Genomic DNA, 18,629 nt, shown 5'->3' with positions numbered 1-18,629 from the left:
CCTCCTAGTTTTTCTTTAATTGCCGGCTTAGGCGGAGGATTTCGACCAGATATTCATTCATCTTGGTCTTATCTCCACGAATTTGGGCTTGTTTGAGTTTGGTTTGTAGCTCCTTAAGCTGAATTTCAGTAAAGGCAGCATCAATGGTTTTAAGGCAATCTTGCATGGCCTGCTCCGAATAGTCGGTTTGGGCATGATCCCAAATCAGACTGGCCAAGTATTGTTGCTCATCAGGGCTGGCTTCCACATCTAAGATACCATTCAGAGGCAGACGGCCTCCTTTTTCATAATAGAAGTGTTCCAGCTGATAATAAATAGCTTGAGCGCTTGGATGGACAAAGAGCAGAGGTTGCTCCAAGCCTTCAATAAATTGCCAAGCAGGTTCGTTAAAAATAAGGTTTGATAGGATATAACGCTCGCAATGATAGGCCTTAAGCGACTTAATCTGGCCATCTAATACCCCTGGTTTAGCTTGAACTGGTTTTGATGGAAGTGCCTGATCCGAGAATCCCGAAGAATGGGCCTTAGCCCACTTGTCAGCTGAATCTTGCTTGGGGCTGTCGCTCTCCTTAGCCTGATCCTTGCGCTGACGATAGGAAACTTGAGCCAGTTGCTCTTCCAACATGGCCAAGTCTAAACCGAATTCCTCGGCTAAGGCCTGCAAACGCATGGTTCGTTCAATTGGTGACGGTAACTGGGCAACTAAGTCTAAAAGTCGATTAATATAGAGTGCCCGCTGTTCAAGGTCTGCTAACTGGTATTCCTGTTGCAGATAATTCTTAAGGAACTCATAACGAGGGATAGCCTGGTTAATCAGCGACTTGAAGCTATCCGCCCCACGCGACTTAATCCATTCGTCAGGGTCCATCTTACCTGGAATGGCAACGGCCTTGACGGTATGACGCGGTAAAGTAAGACTAAGCTCAAAAGCCCGAGCAGTCGCCTTTTGACCGGCAGCATCGCCATCAAAGGCGAAGATAATTTCCTGGGTCACCTTGCCTAACTGGCTAAGGTGTTGGCTGGTCAAGCTAGTCCCCATGGTCGCCACGGCCTGCGGGAAACCGGCCTGACTCAGGGCAATCACATCCAGATAACCTTCGCAGATCAGAACCTGGTTGAGACGGCGAATATGCGGTCGAGCCTGAGCAAAATGATAAATCAGGGATGATTTATGGAAAATATCGGTCTCAGGTGAGTTGACGTATTTGGCAACTTTTTGCTCGTCGCCTGAATCGGCTTGGTAGATACGCCCCGAAAAGGCGACCGTTCTACCCTGGCGGTCTTCCAAGGGAAAAATAATGCGACCATGGAAACGATCCATCAAACCTTGGCTAGCTTCATAGAAGATTCCTGATTGCAGCATTTCATCTTGGCTAAAGCCTGCTTCTGACAGATACTGAATCAACAACTGAGGATTATCAGGCGCTAGACCCAAATGAAAGTCTGACAAGGTTTCTTCCTTAAGCTCACGTTGTTTCAAATAGGCATAGGCTGACTCCCCCGCTACCGTCTGAGTTAGGTAGAAGTGATAGAAGTCACGGGCTTTTTCATGTAAATCAAGCAAACGTTGGTGGGGCTGACTGACAGCCTGTCCCGTCTCAAAATAGCGACTATCGAGGGCTATATTGGATAGCTCAGCCACCTTCTTAACTGCTTCTGGAAAGCTAATCCCTTCCATTTCCTGTAGGAAGCCAAAGACATTGCCCCCTCTACCACAGGAAAAGCATTTATAAATCTGCTTATCCGGGCTAACCGAGAAGGAAGGATTGTTATCTTCGTGGAAAGGACAAGAGCAAGTATAATTATTACCGCGCTTGGTCAGGGCTACATATTGGTTGATAATGGCCACGATATCGGCTTCTTTTTTGACCGATTCAATGATGTCATTCGGAATACCCGCCATCTGATGCCCTCCCTTACTGAACTAGCTTAAACAGAGTTGGTGCGGGGCTTAGCCCGATAGAGACAGTAAGCACCCAATAAGAATTGAATAATGATGGCGAAGAGCCCCTTGAGCGAGTCCCCTGTCATCTGTGCGACTAGGGCCAAGATGGTGGTCCCTAGTACGGAAGAGAATTTACCAAAAATATTATAGAAACCAAAGAATTGGTTGGTCTTTTGCTTAGGAATTAACTGGCCAAAGTAAGAGCGACTCAGGGCCTGAATGCCCCCTTGAGCCGTACCAACTAGAATCGCCAAGATTAGGAAATCTCGGAAACCAGACAATCCGAGTGCAAAGACACAGATGACCACATAGGTTCCAATGCCGAAGAAGAGCAAAGCGCGGCTGCCATATCGTTTAGCCAAGGCACCATAGGCCAGGGATGACGGGAAGGCCACAACCTGTACCACCAAAAGAACGATAATCAATTGGTTGGCAGGCAAACCCAAATCGCTCCCCACAGAAGTCGCCATCTTGATAATGGTCCCTACCCCGTCAATATAGAGGAAGTAACCTACTAAGAACCATAAAATGGTTGGATAGTGCTTGAGCTCACCTACTGTTTCCTTGAGCGAGCGTAAGGTGGACTTGACTAGGCCATCGTGGTGCTCAATGTAGGAGACTTGCTTAACATGGCGCCAATAAGGCACAGTAAAAGCAAACCACCAAATGGCTGTGATCAAGAAGCCAACATTGACTAGATCACGGGATGACAGCCAACCAGACACTTGCAAGGCAAAGAAAATCAGAAAGGCAAAGACACTGCCAATATAACCATAGGCATAACCTGCTGAGCTGACCATATCCAAACGTTGTTCAGTCGTCACATCCATAATGGAAGAGTCGTAAAAGACATTGGATAAGGAGAAGCCAATAGCGGATAAGGTATATACTACTAAGAGATAGAGCCAGGCATTTGGGCCAGCAAAAATCATGGCCAATACACTGCCTACCCCAAGCAGGGTCCCAAAGGTAAAGAGCGGTCCCCGTACCCCTTTGTAGTCAGCACTAGTCCCCAAGAATGGTGACATAACGGCCACGACAATGGTGGACAGGGAATTGGCGTAACCCAGATAGGCTGTGGAAGTGGCCGGTGCCATGCCCACACTATCCGTGACAGCCTTATAGAAAATAGGAAAAATAGCGGCTGTAATCATCAAAGAATAGACGGAGTTAGCCCAGTCTTGGAGAATCCAAGCCCACTCCTTCTTTGTATAGCCAGAGAGAAATTTCTTCATAGCAAGCCTCCCTAGTCTTCAATTTGGGCTTCAATAACGTCCCAGATATCTTGCGCGCCATAACCCGTTTCGGCTGAGAATGGGAAAAGCGCATCGACCGTCGGCAAATCTAGAGCCTTCTTATACATGGATAAATGCTTATTCCATTGGCTCTTCTTAATCTTATCCACCTTGGTCAGGATGATAGCATAAGGAATCTGAGCTTCATCGGCAAAGTCCTTCATGGCCTTATCTAACTCGGTTGGCTCATGGCGGAAATCCATTAAGAGAAAGAGCACGCGAACATTGTCCCGATTCAGGAGATAATGTTCAATCATCTTGCCCCACTCTGCCCGCGCAGTCTTGGAGACCCGAGCATAACCATAGCCAGGCACATCGACAAAACGGAAGGTCTGATTAATGTCATAGAAATTAAGGGTTTGGGTCTTACCAGGTTGGCTGGAAGTACGTGCCAGACCCTTTCGCCCAATCATTTTATTAATGAAAGAAGACTTGCCCACATTAGAGCGTCCCGCCAGAGCCACTTCAGGCAAGGCATCTTGTGGATATTGCTTTGGGCTGACGGCACTAATGACTAATTCTGCCTGACTTACCTTCATGAAGCAGTCTCCTTCTGCGGTTTGATACGCTTGTTGTGCTTGTTGTAATAGAATGGCTGGTGGCTACCTAGCACCGTATCTTCTGTAATGACAATACGGCTGATATTTTCGTCACTTGGGACGATAAACATAATATCCAACATGACGGATTCCAGGATAGAACGGAGGCCACGTGCGCCAGTATTGCGCTCAATCGCCTGCTTGGCAATGGCAATCAGGGCCTTTTCCTTGAATTCTAGCTCTACACCATCAATTTGGAAGAGGCGTTGATATTGTTTAACCAAGGCATTCTTAGGTTCTGTTAAGATACGAACCAAGTCCTCTTGGGTTAACTTCTCTAACATGGCCATAACAGGCAAACGCCCAATAAACTCTGGGATCAAACCAAACTTCAAGAGGTCTTCTGACGTAACTTGTTGCATGAGCGACTTGGATTGGTCCAACTTGCCATTACTGCTGCCAAAACCAATGACCTTGCTACCTAAGCGTTCCTTGACAATGGACTCTATGCCATCAAAGGCGCCCCCTACAATAAAGAGAATTTGCGAGGTATCTAGTTGGATGAACTCTTGGTTAGGATGCTTACGGCCACCCTTAGGTGGGATGTTAGCAATCGTCCCTTCCAAAATCTTGAGCAAGGCTTGTTGGACCCCTTCCCCACTGACATCGCGGGTAATGGAGACATTCTCACTCTTACGGGCAATCTTGTCGATTTCATCGACATAGATAATGCCGTGTTGAGCTTTTTCAATATCATAGTCTGCTGCTTGAACCAACTTGAGTAAGATGTTTTCCACATCTTCCCCCACATAGCCGGCTTCAGTTAGGCTAGTCGCATCAGCAATCGCAAAAGGCACATTAAGTAACTTGGCCAAGGACTGGGCAAGAAAAGTCTTCCCAGAGCCCGTTGGCCCAATCAGACAGATATTGCTCTTTTGTAATTCAATATCCGCTTCATGTGTGGCAATGCTAGCGTTAATACGTTTGTAGTGGTTGTAGACGGCAACTGCCAAGGATTTCTTGGCTTCAGTCTGGCCGATGACGTATTGGTTAAGATGGGCCATGATTTCGGCAGGTTTGAGGACGCTCACGCCACTAAAACCTTCTGAATCACCGACCATATCCTGACGAATGATTTCCTCGCATAGGCCTACACATTCATCACAAATATAGACATCTGGCCCTGCTATAATCTTATTGACTTCATCTTGGGACTTGCCACAGAACGAGCAATAGTAGCCGCCATGATTCCCGGTATGGTTACTGGTCATGGTAATCGATCCTTCCTCTAACGTACATAATGAGGGATGCAGATAGTCATCGTTGAACTTAAGACTCTCGCAACCCTCATTTATAGTTATTCTAATAGGTTTATTTTATTATTTTTCTACCGCAGAATCAACAATTAAGCTCATTGCCTTCTTCATACGGATGTCAGCAGTTAACATATCAGTTGATACAAATTGTTTGACTTGGTCAGCAGACATGTTGTATTGAGATGCCAAGTCAGCAACTTCAGCGTCGATTTCAGCATCCGTTACTTGAATGTCTTCAGCCTTGACAATGGCTTCTAATACTAAGTTAGTCTTAGTACGTAATTCAGCTTCTTCAGCGAATTGAGCACGTAAGCCTTCAGCGTTAGTACCAGTGATTTGGAAGTATAAGTCTTCATTAATCCCTTGACGTTTCAAGTTATTGGTGAAGTGAGATACTTGACGGTTGATTTCGTCTTCTACCATTACTTCTGGTAATTCAACGATTTCAGCGTTCTTAACTGCTTGACGTAAAGCTAAGTCTTCGACAACTTCCTTAGCAGCAGTCTTTTTAGACTCTTCTAATTGAACACGGATTTTATTTTCTAATTCAGCTAGGCTTTCAACTTCTGAATCAACGTCTTTTGCAAATTCGTCATCTAATTCAGGTAATTCTTTGGCTTTTACTTCGTGAACGGTCACTTTGAAGACAGCCTCTTGACCTTTGAGGTTTTCTGCATGGTAAGCTTCTGGGAAGGTTACTTTTACTTCCACTTGGTCGCCTGCTTTAGTCCCTACTAATTGGTCTTCAAAGCCTGGGATGAAGCTGTTAGAACCGAGTTCTAATGAGTGGTTTTCACCCTTACCGCCTTCAAATGCTTGGTCACCCAAGAAACCTTCGAAGTCGATAACCACTGTGTCGCCTAATTCAGCTGCGCCCTCTTTAACAACGAGTTCAGCCAAACCTAAACGACGAGATTCTAATTCATCCTTAACATCTTGATCAGACACTTGACGGTCTTGTGCTTCTACTTCTAAGCCCTTGTAGTCGCCTAATTTAACTTCTGGTTTTAAGACAACTTCAGCTTTTAAGACCCAAGGTTGACCTGCTTCGAGTTTTTCGATGTCAATCTTTGGTTCAGTTACCACTTCTAATTCAGCCTCTTGGATAGCTTTAGATAAATGAACTGGTAAGAGAGCGTTCAAGGCATCTTCGTAGAGCGCTGCTTCCCCATATACATTGTTGAAGATTTGACGTGGCACTTTCCCCTTACGGAAACCAGGTACTGACAAACGTTTTTGTACCTTCTTGAATGCTGTGTCTAAAGCTTTCTTCACATCTTCTACTGGAATTTCAAAGGTTAATACCCCTGTATTTGTTGCTTGTTTTTCGAATTTCGCTACCATGTAACTTTCCTCCATAGCTTCTTGTTTATTTACACACTCCACAATTTTAACTGAAAGCGTCCAATTTGTAAACAGATTTCCCCTATTTTTACTGACTTTTCCTCAGATTTGACTCCACTAAGTGGGACCGCCTATTTTCTCTACCTATTCCACGTATGGAAGTAAGTAACCATAGCCCTTACTTTCCATCTGGTCCTTAGGGATGAAGGTGATGGAAGCTGAGTTAATACAATAGCGGAGGCCACCCTTGTCCTTAGGCCCATCATCAAAGACATGTCCCAAATGAGAGTTACCAGAACGTGACCGGACTTCAATCCGCCTCATGTTAAAGCTAGTGTCTTCCTTATAGCGCGCTACATCCGCTGAGATAGGCTTGGTAAAGCTAGGCCAGCCGCAACCCGAGTCATACTTATCCTTAGAGGAGAAGAGTGGCTCCCCAGTTGCGACATCAACATAGATACCTGGCTCCTTATTATCCCAATATTGGTTGGAAAAGGCCTGCTCGGTGTTATTTTCCTGGGTCACAGCGTATTGAGCAGGGCTTAATTTTTCCTTCAGTTCTTGATCACTTGGTTTGGGATAGAGGCTGACATCAATCAAGGGATCCTGCGCCTTCTTGAGGTCGATGTGGCAGTAACCGTTAGGATGTTTGGTCAGATAGTCTTGATGTTCTTCCTCAGCCTTAACATAGTTTTTAAGAGGCTCCAATTCAACCTTGAGTTCTTGGCCTAATTCATTCGCCTTTTCCTTCATTACTGCTTGGGCGACAGCCTTATCCTCTTCGCTCTCATAATAAATACCCGTCCGATATTGTCGACCCTCATCATTGCCTTGCTTATTAAGGGAAAGCGGATCTACAACCCGGAAGTAATAGAGTAAGAGTTGACGCACATCTAGTTTACTGGCATCATAGGTGATTTTAACCGTTTCTGCGTGGTCAGTCTGACCGATTAAGGTATAGTTGGTGATGTCTGACGTCCCATTGGCATAGCCAGATTCCACATCAAGCACCCCATCAATTTGCTCAAAATAAGCTTCTAGGCCCCAAAAACAGCCACCTGCTAGATAGAGAGTCTTGAGATTCTCGGCTTTGACTTCTTCCTTGCTTGAAGTACTAGAAGAACTAGTCGTATTTGCCGCAAGGGCGGCTTCTACCCGGCTTTCGATATTTTGGGCGGTCAGGCCAGAATGAGAGGTCCGCCACCAGACAAGCGTAATTACCCCTAGAACCGCAATTAAGCCGGTTAATAAATAACGTTTATCCATTATCGTTTCCTTCTTTCAAATTTTAAGAACCTTCCTTAGTCCATGCTAGCCAATTGATCTAAGACACTTTGCCGATCCATATGCCCTAGTTGTACCTTTACTAGTTCCCCCTTGGAATTGATAAAGGCAGAAGTGGGATAGGCCACAACCCCTAATTGCTTCATAAAATCACCCGACTGGTCCACTAAGACCGGCAAATGCGTATAATCTAGGCCGGAAAACCACTTGGTAAAATCGGCCAGTGGCTTTTCATTTCGAATTTCAGGAGCCACCATGGATAAGACGACCACATCATTTCCTTGGTTGCTTTCATCAGCTAAGGCGTCGACATCCTTGAGTCCTGCTAGACAGATAGAACACCATGAGGCCCAGAATTTAATGTAGACTTTCTTGCCTCGCAAATCTTCTAACTTATAAGTTTTACCATGAATATCTTGAAAGGTCCCGCTTAAGCTTTGCCCTGCTTCTTGCTTTTTGGAAGACGTGTTTGTTTGTGTGGCGCTAGCTGCTTGCTTGGCATTACTCGCCTCCTGATGAGGTTGGCAGGCTGCTAGACAACCTGAACTTAAACTTACTAGACCTAAGACTTGCCAAAATTTACGTGTAAAATGTGACATGTTGTTTGCCTCTTTTTCTTAGATTTTGTTGAACATAACCAGAATACCAACCAATATGATGAGGACGGCCCCCACCCGTTTAATCAGCATCATGTGTTGTTTGGCCACATTAAGCCATTTGACGAGAGATGATGATACCACTGCCAAGAGTAAGAAAGGCACTGACAGGCCCAAAGCATAGACGAAGAGTAAGCTGCCACCGTACCAAGCACTAGCCCCTGTGGTGGTCACTAAGGCCAAGACAGAACTCAAGACTGGCCCGACACAAGGCGTCCAACCAAAGCTAAAGCTTAAGCCCAAGAGAAAGCTTCGCGTTAATTCCCCAGCATTCTTAGCCTCCATCTGGACGGTCTTTTGGCGACTAAGCCATGGAATCTCCACTAATTCAAGCTGATAAATCCCCATCAGCACGATAATGCCCCCTAGCACATAGCGGGTATAGTGACCATAGACGATTTGTCCCAAGAGACTGGCCGCAAAGCCTAACATGAAGAAAATCAGCGAAATACCTGACATGAAAGCCAAAACCTTCAAGACTGGCAAGAGATAAAAGCTATAATTGCCAATTTTTACCTTCTTGTCCCCGGTTTCTCCCATAAAGGTTCCCATATACAAAGGAAATAGTGGCAAGACACATGGGGACAAAAAGGAAAGTATTCCCGCCCCAAAGACTGTTAAATAATATGATATCGACATAAAATCCCTCCTGCGAATAATTACATACCTATTATAAGTCCTAATTGCTAGATTATCATTTATTTTGATTGGAAAAAGCTACTTCCTTAAAAATAGTGCCTATTTATGAACTTTTTGTGTAATTTCAGGGCACTTATAGCGAAATACTAGGCGGGAGGGGCTTGCTTCTAGTATAATAAGGTGAAGGAGTGAGTGGAATGGTTAAATATCCAGCTGGTTCAGCCCGGCATAGAGCCATTAATAAACCAGCAGGGCCAAGCATAGAGCCACCTAAAGCTGGGACTATGCAGAATCTCAAGGCATCCAAAAAACCTACTCAGTATGGTAGCCGAGGTATGTCCTTAGAAGATCGTATTAATCAATCCAACCAATACTACCTCAGTCATAACCTGGCGGTGATCCACAAGAAACCGACGCCGATTCAAGTCGTCAAGGTGGATTTTCCGCGTCGTAGCGCTGCCCGGATTACCGAGGCCTACTATCGCCAAGCGTCTACTACTGACTACAACGGTCTATACCTAGGTCGATACCTAGACTTTGAAGCCAAGGAAACGACTAATAAAACTAGTTTCCCACTGGCCAACTTACCAGACCACCAGATTGAGCACATGCGACAATGCCACCAACAAGGCGGTATCGTCTTTCTCATAATTAGCTTCAAAGTGCATGACAAGGTCTATTTACTTCCCTTCCCTGCCCTCGATCAGTGGTTGGAAAGTCAGAAGCGTAAGAGCTTGCCCCTCACTTATCTGGAAAGCCATGGCTACCTCTGCCAACAAGGGGTCTTTCCTATGATTGATTATTTAGCAGCTGTGGATCTCTGGCTCCAAGCTCACTAGTTTGACAAGAAAGGAGGGATTGACTTGGTAACTGGAAGTCGTCTCGAACGCAAGAAATATCAAGCCTCCCAACAAGAATCTACGCCTCTTGATTCGTCTGAGAATCAAGGCCGACAAAAGAAGAAAGGTAAAAAAGCTGGTAAGAAACCCCGTTGGCGCCGTATCCTTAGATACTGCCTGATTGCCTTCTTCAGCCTCTTTATTCTAGCGGTTGCCTCAGGGGCCGCCATCTTTATCTACTACTCCTCTTCTGCCCCACAAATCACGGAAGCAGATTTGGTCGGTCAGATGCCAAGTAAAATCTATGACCAAAAAGGCAATCTAATCAAAGAGTTAGGTAATCAGAGCCGTGACCTCATGCAGGCCAATGAGATTCCTGATAACCTCAAAAATGCGGTCATTGCCATTGAAGACGGTCGTTTCTACAAGCACAACGGGATTGATCCCATTCGGATTGCAGGTGCCTTTGTCCGTAATATTCGCAGAGGTCGAATCTCCGAAGGTGGCTCGACCATTACCCAGCAATTAGTCAAGAACTCGGTCTTCTCGACTGACTTTAAGGACCAAACCTTAAAACGTAAGGTCCAGGAAGCCTGGTTAGCCATGCAACTTGAGCGTGAGTACACCAAGGACCAAATTTTGACCTTCTATCTCAACAAGCTCTTCTATTCTAATAATACCTACGGCCCTAAGACTGCTGCCCGCCTCTTCTTCGGCAAAGAGCTTAGTCAGTTAACCGTTGGTGAAGCGGCCCTCTTAGCCGGGATTCCGCAAGCTCCATCATCTTATGACCCTTATGCCTTTCCCGAAGCGGCTCAGGAACGTCGTGATACTGTCCTGAGTGTCATGCTACGTCGCAAATTGATTAGTCAAGCCCAATACGACGAGGCCGTCGCCCAATCCGTCAGCTCCATGCTCAAACCATTGGATCAGAACACCATGGATAACACTGATATGGTCTTAGATTCTTATTTGGATGTGGTCGCCAAGGAAGTCAAGGATAAGATGAATCTGGACATCTTCACTGATGGTGTCGAAGTCTATACTAACCTCAATTGGGATGCTCAAAAGCAAGCCTATGACTTGGTCAACAACGACTCTTCTCTCTTCCCAAATGATAAGATGCAGACAGCTATTTCCATTGTGGACGTCACTAATGGCCAGCTCCAAGCAGTTATTGGTGGTCGTAAGCAAAACGTCTATCTAGGTCTCAACCGGGCCAATACGCTAAACCGTAGCATCGGCTCAACCATGAAGCCACTGGCTGACTATGGGCCTGCCTTCGAGTACCTCAATTACTCGACCGGGACCACCGTGGTCGATGAGCCTTATACCTATAAAAATGGTGGCGAGCTCCAAAACTTTGACTTTGAATATAAGGGCAAGATGACTCTCCGTGAGGCCTTAGCTGGTTCGCGCAATATCCCTGCCCTCAAGATGCTGCATGCAGTCGGCATGGACAATGCCTATGCCTTCCTGCAAAAACTTAACATTAACATTAGTAATAATGACAAGAAAGAGTTAGTGGAAGCCAACGCCATTGGTGGGGAAGTCTCCCCTATCCAGCTTTCAGCGGCTTACGCGGCGATTGCCAACTACGGGGAATACCATGCCCCTTATGCAGTACGTCGTGTTGTAACCTCTGCTGGAACTGTGCGTGACTTCGATTCTCCAGGATCTCGTGCCATGAAGGATTCTACCGCTTATATGCTGACCGATATCCTTAAAGGGGTTCCTGGCGAATTCGCCGCGGCTGCCAAGCTAGATGGCATCCCTAACGCGGGTAAAACCGGGACAACTAACTATACGGCAGAGCAACTGAGCCAATTAGGTCTGGATGCTAGCACCTATGCTGCCCCAGATGGCTGGTTTGCTGGTTTTACTACCAAATATGCCATGGTCACTTGGGTCGGTTACGATAATCCCTATGAAGCCGGTAATTATCTGACCTTAGAACAAACCCGCCTACCTCAAAAAATCTATGCCAAACTCATGACCTCGCTTATGGCTAACCAGAGCAAGTCTGACTGGACCATGCCAAGCAGCTTGGTCAAGGCTGATATTGAGAAATACACGGAGCCCTTGCTACTCCCTGGCCCATATACACCGCGGGAAATGATTTCCTCCGAGCTTTTCATTAAGGGGTCGGAACCTAAGGAACAATCCCTCAATTATGGTCGCCATATTGCAGCACCAACTGGATTTGACGCTAACTACAACCAACAAACACGTACCATTCACGCCACATGGGGACCATTAACTGGCTCCGGCACCTTCGAATTATCCGTCAACGGGACTGTGGTCTACCAAGGGACAGGTACAAGCTTTGATATTCCTGCCCATGAAATTCAGGATTACGTCTTACGACTGAGAATTGTGGATGGTAACAGTAGTTCCGATACGCTAGTAATCACTGTGAGTCTCAAGTCCGAGTCTAGCTCTTCAAGTAGCCAACCAAATCCGAATGAGCAAGGAGAAAATAACCCGCAATCACCTAACAACCGAGGAAACCAACCTAACCAACCAGGTCAACCAGGTCAGCCAAACCACCCAGGCCAGAACGGTAACCAGCCAGGCAACCAAAATCAACCTGGTCAAAATGGTAACACGGGGCAACCTTAGTCTAAGCTCATCAAAATACCCCATCACCTCTTGGTGATGGGGTATTTTCTTATGTTTTATTTCTTATGGTTTGACTGCCTTAACTAGTTCAGGATCTACCAAAAACTGAATCAGAGATGGGGCCTGCTGATTGAGATGGCGGAAACTATAGCGATTGACATGCGTGATAGCTGTATCTTCTGCCGTCAAACTCCATAGGTAGAAGCCTTCAAGCTCTAGACTGGCCTTGTTGACCACATAATCTACGCCATAGACGGCTTCCCCTTCGCGTTTGAGATTGGAGATGTCGATAGCGCCAGCTAATTTAGCTAGGCCATCGTAGTCATTCTCAAAGGTCAAACGATAGGTTGTCGTTGTGGCGCTTGCCGGGTCATTAATGGGTTGGCCAGCTTCATCAGTTGGATTAAAGGTTTGAACCTGGTCGGAATGATCTATCAAGGATTGCACTGCTAAATAATAGAAATCGATTGGCTCCACGCTTTCTTCTTTAAGGCTACCATCTTCTGTCTTGCTATAGCGCTTTTGACCGAGTTGGTACTGGTAGCCTTTGATTTGCTTGTCCTGAATGGTCCCAATAGCTTGGGCTAAGACTTGGCCATTTTGGCTATTGGTTAAATAAAGCAAATTACTATCCTGGTCACCTGCTTGACGACCTTCTGTCACTTCATAAGTACTAATAGCCTGCGTTGGATTAGCCGCCTTAAAGGCTTCTAACCACTGGCCTTCTGCCACTTCAAGAGGGCTTACTTGAGCCTCTAAATCAGGCTTAAGGCTATCCTTAGTCACAGATTCCTCTAGAACTTGGGTCGTGCTCTTGGCTTGATAGACATGGCTGGATTCCCCATCTGTAACGGTCAGCTTAAGAGCGGCCTCAAGCATCTGACCGGTCTCACTGTCAACCAGGTAAGTCACGTCCGCCTGGTAAGTGGCCTGAGCTGAGAAGCTTTCAGGCAAATCCAGCAGGCCAACTAGGCCTTGGATCAAGTCAGGATTGGTCACTGTCTTATTAATCCGCCATTGACCTTCTGGTGCCTCAGAATCTAGCTCTGAGTTGTCATCTCCCTCAATTAGGAGTTTGGCCCAATAGAGGTAGCTCATGGAGTTCTTGGCGTTGTCGTTTTGATTCCAAGCCGCATGAGGTGATGCCACATAATGATGTTCCCCGTCGAAGTAGAATTCCAAGTCATAATGGGCATCCTTGACCGTGGTCACGGTCTTACTGCGATAGGCCTTCAAGGCACCCGCTTCATAAAATTGTTGACTGTCAGCAACTGATTGCCAGTCCCCTCCTTCTTGAGTCAGAGTCGTTTTAACTTGGACCGCACTTAGTTTTTCGTAGAATTCGTGCACCTTATTAAGAGCTTGATAGCGTTGACGGGTTGCTTCATCAAGGGAAGATTGACTAGTAGCTGACTCGGGTGGACCATAAAGGGCGTCACCACCCTGAGCAGCGTCGCGCGGCTTAGTCTGGCAGGCTGCCAAGAGGCAGGCCACACTTAAGAAGGAAATAATGGTGGATTTTTTCATCTAATAATATAACTCGCTTTCTAAACTTAAGCCTTTTGGCCCTTTTCACTCTTCCAGAGTGAATAAGACCGCTTGAAGGCATGGATAACCCCTTTGTCACTGGTTGAGAGAACGGTCGCTTTGTAGAAGGTCAATGCCAACCAGAAGGCAAAGACCATAAAGGCAAAACAGCCAAGTAGGCAGAGAACAATTTCCAAATTTGAGACTGTCTCAGTCGCTAGACGAACCGGCATGACAAATGGAGAAGTGAATGGCACCCAAGAGCCGATGACCACAACAGGTGAATTAGGTTGTTGGAGACCATAGATGGCAATATAGAAACCAATGATGGTAGTGAAGATGACCGGCTGAATGGACTTTTGGACATCTTCTAGTCGTGTGGCGATAGATCCTAGGAGAACAGATAGAATCATATAGGCCAACATCCCCATCAAAGCAAAGACTAGACTTAAGCCAAAGATAGGCAAAATTCCTAGCAAGAGCGGTTTGAATGGCTCTAGGTAGCTAAAAATGGTGGAGACGCCGGTCAAGAAATAAAAGCCAATCCCTAAGATTAGGTAAATACCAATTTGGGTAGCCATTACCAGTGAAGCACCCAAAATTTTGCCTAACAAATGTTGTTTGGCAGGAATGGAGGATAGGATGATTTCCATGACGCGGTTGCCCTTCTCCAAGGCCACTTCCTGAGCAAAAATTGAACTGTAAGCTAGAATCAACATATAGGATAGCATAATGGCCACAAAGGCAGCCCCCATGCGGGCCATGACTTGAAGGGACTTAGCGTCCTCTTCAGAATAAGTCCCGTCCTTGCTCTCCTTGAGATTAATCTTACCGATTGATACCTTACTGGAACGAATGGTGGCAATTTGTTGATCATTTAGGTTAAGACTTTGACCTATTTTGCTGAGTTGATAGCGATTGAGGCTTTCAGCCAAAGCAGACAGGGTCAGGCTATGGGCGGTAGATTTTTGGTAGTAAGTAGCTTGCACGCGCCCATTGTCTTCTTGGACCTTTAGATAGCCGTTAACCCCTTTTTGGTTAAGGGCCTGGCGAGCACTGGCTTCATCTTCATAATAGACCAACTTATAAGTCAAATTATCCTGAGCCAAACTATCTTTCAAGCCCTGATCTTGGCTGACAATGGCGATGGTCTCATTGGCATGACTCGATTCATCATTGGCAATAAAATAGCCAATCAAGGCAGAAACACCCATAACAATAAAGGGCGCAAAGACCATGAAGAAGAAACCCCAACTCTTCACATTTTTGCGGTAGACTTCCTTGGCGATAATCCATAACTTACTCATGGTCTGACACCTCTACTTTCAACTTGAAAATCTCGTCTAAGGTTGGCGGTTGTTGACTAAATTGGGCAATATACTTACCCTGAGTCACCGCGTCAAAGATAGCATGACCGGCGGACTCCTCACTTAGAATCAAATGGTAGCGATGACCGCTTAGGTGACGGACCTTTTCAACGCCTGGCAGGGCTTGGAGTTGGGCTTGATTCCAGTCAGGACTTTCTAGGAAAATACGGGTCCGGCCGAAGGATTCCTTAACCTCGTCAACCGTTCCTGACAGCACCTGTTTACCATAGTGAATCATGACCAGATGGTCACAAATTTCTTCTACGTTATTCATATTATGACTAGAAAAAATAATGGAAGACCCCTTCGCCTTGAGCTCTAGAATGCCTTGCTTGAGTAAGTCCGCATTAACCGGGTCTAGACCAGAAAATGGCTCATCCAGAATCATGAGTTTTGGCTCATGAATTAAGGTCGCGATGAGTTGCACCTTTTGTTGGTTACCCTTGGACAGACTCTTAATTTTATCGCTTCTTTTACCTCTGACATCGAATTTTTCCATCCAATAATCAATTTTTTCAAGAACTTGGGCCTTCTTCATACCACGCAGTTCGGCAAAGAAGACAATCTGATCCTCAATGGTCATCTTATCATACAAGCCGCGTTCTTCCGGCAAATAGCCCACCGTGTCATAGACTTGACTGCTCATAGGCTGCCCTTGCCACTCAATGGATGCACCAGGTTCTAAATTCAAGAAATTGAGAATCATCCGAAAAATCGTAGTCTTACCTGACCCGTTTTGACCAATAATCCCCATAATACTACCTGGCTCCACCCTAAAGGAGACATCATTGACAGCGCACAAGTCGCCGAAGTGCTTAACTAAATGCTTCACTTCTAACACAAAAAACACCTACTCTCTACAGTTTTTGGTCTAATCATGTTGACGTATTCAGTATAGCACTTTAGCTATGGGCATACAAGATTAGCTTATCTTTTTGACTGGCCAGGCTCACTTTTAGGATAGGTAGATTGCTGTGCTTCTAGAACCGTTCGCCAGTTTTCCCAGCCCCAATCACTCCACTCATAGCGGATGGCGCCATGATAGGGCGTTGCAAAATAGGGAATCCCCCTATTACTTAGTTTTGCTAAAGTATCAGGATGAGGATGGTGATAGGTGTTGTGGACTCCTGCAGACAACAAGGCTAGCTTAGGGTGGACGTGATTGAGCAAGGCATCTGAACTGCTAAAGCGACTGCCGTGGTGGGCGCATTTAAGTATATCAGCCTGAATCTCAGGGAAATGTTCAATCAAGGCCTGCTCATATTCACCCGACATATCACCTAAATTAAGTAAACGGTGCCTACCCATCGCTAGAGTTGCGGCAATGGAGGCGTCGTTAGGGGCTGTCGCCTGGTTAAAGTCATTGGTGTAGAAGGTCAGTCCTTCTTTGATAGAATAGACTTGACCTGGTCCTAGAACATGGACTTGGGTGCTTACTGCCAGATAGGGCTTGATTTCCTGCCATACCGGATGGCTGGCAGTATGCTGGCTAATCCAGAGATTGTCAATGGCAACTTCTTGACTGAGACTAGCCAGGCTACCAATATGGTCTAAATCCGAGTGGGTAATCATGACCCCGGTCAGTGAGCCAATCCCCTGTGCTTTGAGGGCGGGAATCAGATTATAATAGCCATATTGAGTGTCAAAACTGGGCCCTTCCTTGCTAGCTGGATAAGGTGGCCTGCCACCTGTATCAATCAACCAGGCTTCCTTGGACCAGGCTGCTTGGTAGACCAGGCTATCCCCCTGCCCTACATCCAAGATGGTAAGACTGGACTGCCAATGCAAATAAGGTTTAAGCCCCAGTATTAAGCCGTAAGCGCAGACGAGGACCGCTCCCGTTGTCCAAGGATGGTGCCAGCCCCAACGCAACCAGACTAGGAATAGAATTAGAAAAATGAACCAGTAGATGAAACTTAAACGTCCTGTGATAACATGCCAGGAGAAGAATTTCCCTATAGGCGATAGCATTCCTAGCATGACTTGATAAATCCCATCCATTAAACTTGCCAGCCTGTCTAAGCCTGGCAAAATGAGCGTTAGGCTTGACACTAAGGCTAGCGGCATAATAAGCGATTCAAAGACAATCCCTAAGAGAAATATGGCCAGAACTTGTAGCGGATACCATTCATAACGCCAATCCATCATCAGAGGCCAGGTAATAAGTAAACAAGCCACTAGCGCATAGACTTGATGACGCCAGCCATAATGTTTAGGTTGATCCATGGCTTGGTTAGCAAATATCAGTACCACCGACAAGCTAAAGCTCAACAGATAAGCTGGCTGAAAGGCTAGGCCAGGTTGGCAGAGTAGACAGACCAGTCCCACTAGACAGAGCCGGTCTAAGGAGGTCATAGTTTGGTCGCCAAAATGCTTAGAAAAAGTCACTAGTCCCCAGCTTCCTAAGACTCTAATACTGCCAATAGGCCAACCACATAGCCAGCTATAGAAGAGGAGAAAGAGTGGTAGCCAGAAAGCAACACTTTCTTTAAGGCAACCCAATCGCAAAAAGAAACGACTCAGCACTCGTCTTAGATAAAGCAAATGAAAGCCCGATATAGCGAAAAAATGACTAAGGCCCAGCACCCCCAAGCTCACCGACTGGTCGCGAAAGCCCGGAGTCTGCTGATTAAATAGCAGGCGTAAAACCAAGCTGGTCCAAGAAGATCCTTGCCCTTTCCACCTAGCCAAGGGAGCCAAAAACCACTGGCGTAAGGCCTCCATGAGTCCCAAAGCCAAGGGTTTGGCTTCAATGCTAGTCACCGATTTAAAGTCTAATACCCAATCAATCCCCTTATCTGCTAAGCTCTGATGATAGTCATAGCCCCAAAATTGCGGGCTCGCTCGGCTTCTTTAAGACTAGCCTGCCCCTTGACTTCCATCACCTCATACCCTAAATCCCAATCAATGTCGCCCTGCCCCTTTGCCAGAACAGTTAGGAGTCGGCCATCTGCTAATTTTAAATAGCCTATGCCCTGCCAACCTGTGGCCGTATGCTTGACCTGGCTGGGCGCTAGAATTACTTGATAGTTTTGGACTATGTCCGGCTCTATGCTTTGATTAAGTTGAGACTGCTCATTGCCTTGCCAGGCCCACTTGCCCAAGCACCAGGTGCTCAGAAGCAAGCAGAGCAAGAGACATTTTCGACGATTGCATTTAAGTCCTAGACAATAAATTCGCACAATTAGAATGACTAAGGCCAGGCTCCAAGCCCAATTTTTGTGGTAAAGCATGCCAATGAAAACTGCGACATAAA

General features: G+C 46.1%; 15 protein-coding genes. 2 read left to right on the top strand and 13 right to left on the bottom strand.

Annotated features, from left to right (window positions below; genetic code table 11):
- Positions 1–4 precede the first annotated feature (4 nt).
- From dnaG to GCWU000182_RS06410, 8 genes are all read right to left on the bottom strand, one after another.
- Entirely contained in the window at positions 5–1,903 is a 1,899-nt protein-coding gene (gene dnaG / locus GCWU000182_RS06445) for a DNA primase (protein WP_023392003.1), read from the bottom strand.
- A 26-nt stretch (positions 1,904–1,929) separates the two neighbouring features.
- Complete coding sequence (locus GCWU000182_RS06440) at positions 1,930–3,180, bottom strand: MFS transporter (protein WP_023392002.1); 1,251 nt, start codon at positions 3,178–3,180, stop codon at positions 1,930–1,932.
- 11 nt (positions 3,181–3,191) lie between these two features.
- Positions 3,192–3,779 carry a ribosome biogenesis GTP-binding protein YihA/YsxC gene (yihA, locus tag GCWU000182_RS06435; protein WP_023392001.1) on the bottom strand — a complete coding sequence of 196 codons (588 nt, stop codon included), beginning with the start codon at positions 3,777–3,779 and terminating at the stop codon, positions 3,192–3,194.
- Positions 3,776–5,050, bottom strand: coding sequence for an ATP-dependent Clp protease ATP-binding subunit ClpX (clpX, locus tag GCWU000182_RS06430; RefSeq protein ID WP_023392000.1), 1,275 nt, complete (start codon positions 5,048–5,050; stop codon positions 3,776–3,778). The genes yihA and clpX overlap by 4 nt, the downstream gene beginning before the upstream one ends.
- A gap of 108 nt (positions 5,051–5,158) precedes the next feature.
- Positions 5,159–6,439 (bottom strand): trigger factor, encoded by a 1,281-nt coding sequence (gene tig, locus GCWU000182_RS06425; RefSeq protein WP_035364246.1) that lies wholly within the window; start codon positions 6,437–6,439, stop codon positions 5,159–5,161.
- Between the two features lie 144 nt (positions 6,440–6,583).
- Complete coding sequence (gene msrB, locus GCWU000182_RS06420) at positions 6,584–7,705, bottom strand: peptide-methionine (R)-S-oxide reductase MsrB (RefSeq protein ID WP_023391998.1); 1,122 nt, start codon at positions 7,703–7,705, stop codon at positions 6,584–6,586.
- 35 nt (positions 7,706–7,740) lie between these two features.
- A complete protein-coding gene (locus tag GCWU000182_RS06415; protein WP_023391997.1) occupies positions 7,741–8,322 on the bottom strand; it encodes a redoxin family protein in 582 nt (193 codons plus the stop codon).
- Positions 8,323–8,340: 18 nt separating this feature from the next.
- The gene (locus GCWU000182_RS06410) at positions 8,341–9,018 is read right to left on the bottom strand and encodes a cytochrome c biogenesis CcdA family protein (protein ID WP_035364243.1); all 678 of its coding nucleotides are present in this window, start codon (positions 9,016–9,018) and stop codon (positions 8,341–8,343) included.
- Between the two features lie 197 nt (positions 9,019–9,215).
- On the opposite strand from GCWU000182_RS06410, the gene recU reads away from it, so the two are divergent.
- Positions 9,216–9,857, top strand: coding sequence for a Holliday junction resolvase RecU (recU, locus tag GCWU000182_RS06405; protein ID WP_023391995.1), 642 nt, complete (start codon positions 9,216–9,218; stop codon positions 9,855–9,857).
- Positions 9,858–9,881: 24 nt separating this feature from the next.
- Positions 9,882–12,479: a PBP1A family penicillin-binding protein gene (locus GCWU000182_RS06400; RefSeq protein WP_023391994.1), complete on the top strand. Its 2,598-nt coding sequence runs from the start codon at positions 9,882–9,884 to the stop codon at positions 12,477–12,479.
- A gap of 63 nt (positions 12,480–12,542) precedes the next feature.
- On the opposite strand, the gene GCWU000182_RS06395 is transcribed toward GCWU000182_RS06400, so the two are convergent.
- The 5 genes from GCWU000182_RS06395 to GCWU000182_RS06375 form a co-directional block, all read right to left on the bottom strand.
- Positions 12,543–14,006 carry a hypothetical protein gene (locus tag GCWU000182_RS06395; protein ID WP_023391993.1) on the bottom strand — a complete coding sequence of 488 codons (1,464 nt, stop codon included), beginning with the start codon at positions 14,004–14,006 and terminating at the stop codon, positions 12,543–12,545.
- Between the two features lie 26 nt (positions 14,007–14,032).
- Positions 14,033–15,313: an ABC transporter permease gene (locus tag GCWU000182_RS06390; protein ID WP_023391992.1), complete on the bottom strand. Its 1,281-nt coding sequence runs from the start codon at positions 15,311–15,313 to the stop codon at positions 14,033–14,035.
- Positions 15,306–16,214: an ABC transporter ATP-binding protein gene (locus GCWU000182_RS06385; protein ID WP_035364239.1), complete on the bottom strand. Its 909-nt coding sequence runs from the start codon at positions 16,212–16,214 to the stop codon at positions 15,306–15,308. Before GCWU000182_RS06385 ends, GCWU000182_RS06390 begins: the two co-directional genes overlap by 8 nt.
- 86 nt (positions 16,215–16,300) lie before the next feature.
- Positions 16,301–18,097 (bottom strand): ComEC/Rec2 family competence protein, encoded by a 1,797-nt coding sequence (locus GCWU000182_RS06380; RefSeq protein ID WP_246269787.1) that lies wholly within the window; start codon positions 18,095–18,097, stop codon positions 16,301–16,303.
- Between the two features lie 77 nt (positions 18,098–18,174).
- The gene (locus tag GCWU000182_RS06375) at positions 18,175–18,606 is read right to left on the bottom strand and encodes a hypothetical protein (RefSeq protein ID WP_156905294.1); all 432 of its coding nucleotides are present in this window, start codon (positions 18,604–18,606) and stop codon (positions 18,175–18,177) included.
- Between the last annotated feature and the right edge of the window lie 23 nt (positions 18,607–18,629).

Origin of the sequence: Abiotrophia defectiva ATCC 49176, from assembly GCF_000160075.2 — a bacterium.
Lineage (GTDB): Bacteria > Bacillota > Bacilli > Lactobacillales > Aerococcaceae > Abiotrophia > Abiotrophia defectiva.
The sequence above is the reverse complement of the archived record's forward strand: the minus strand, read 5'-3'. Positions and strand labels throughout refer to the sequence as shown.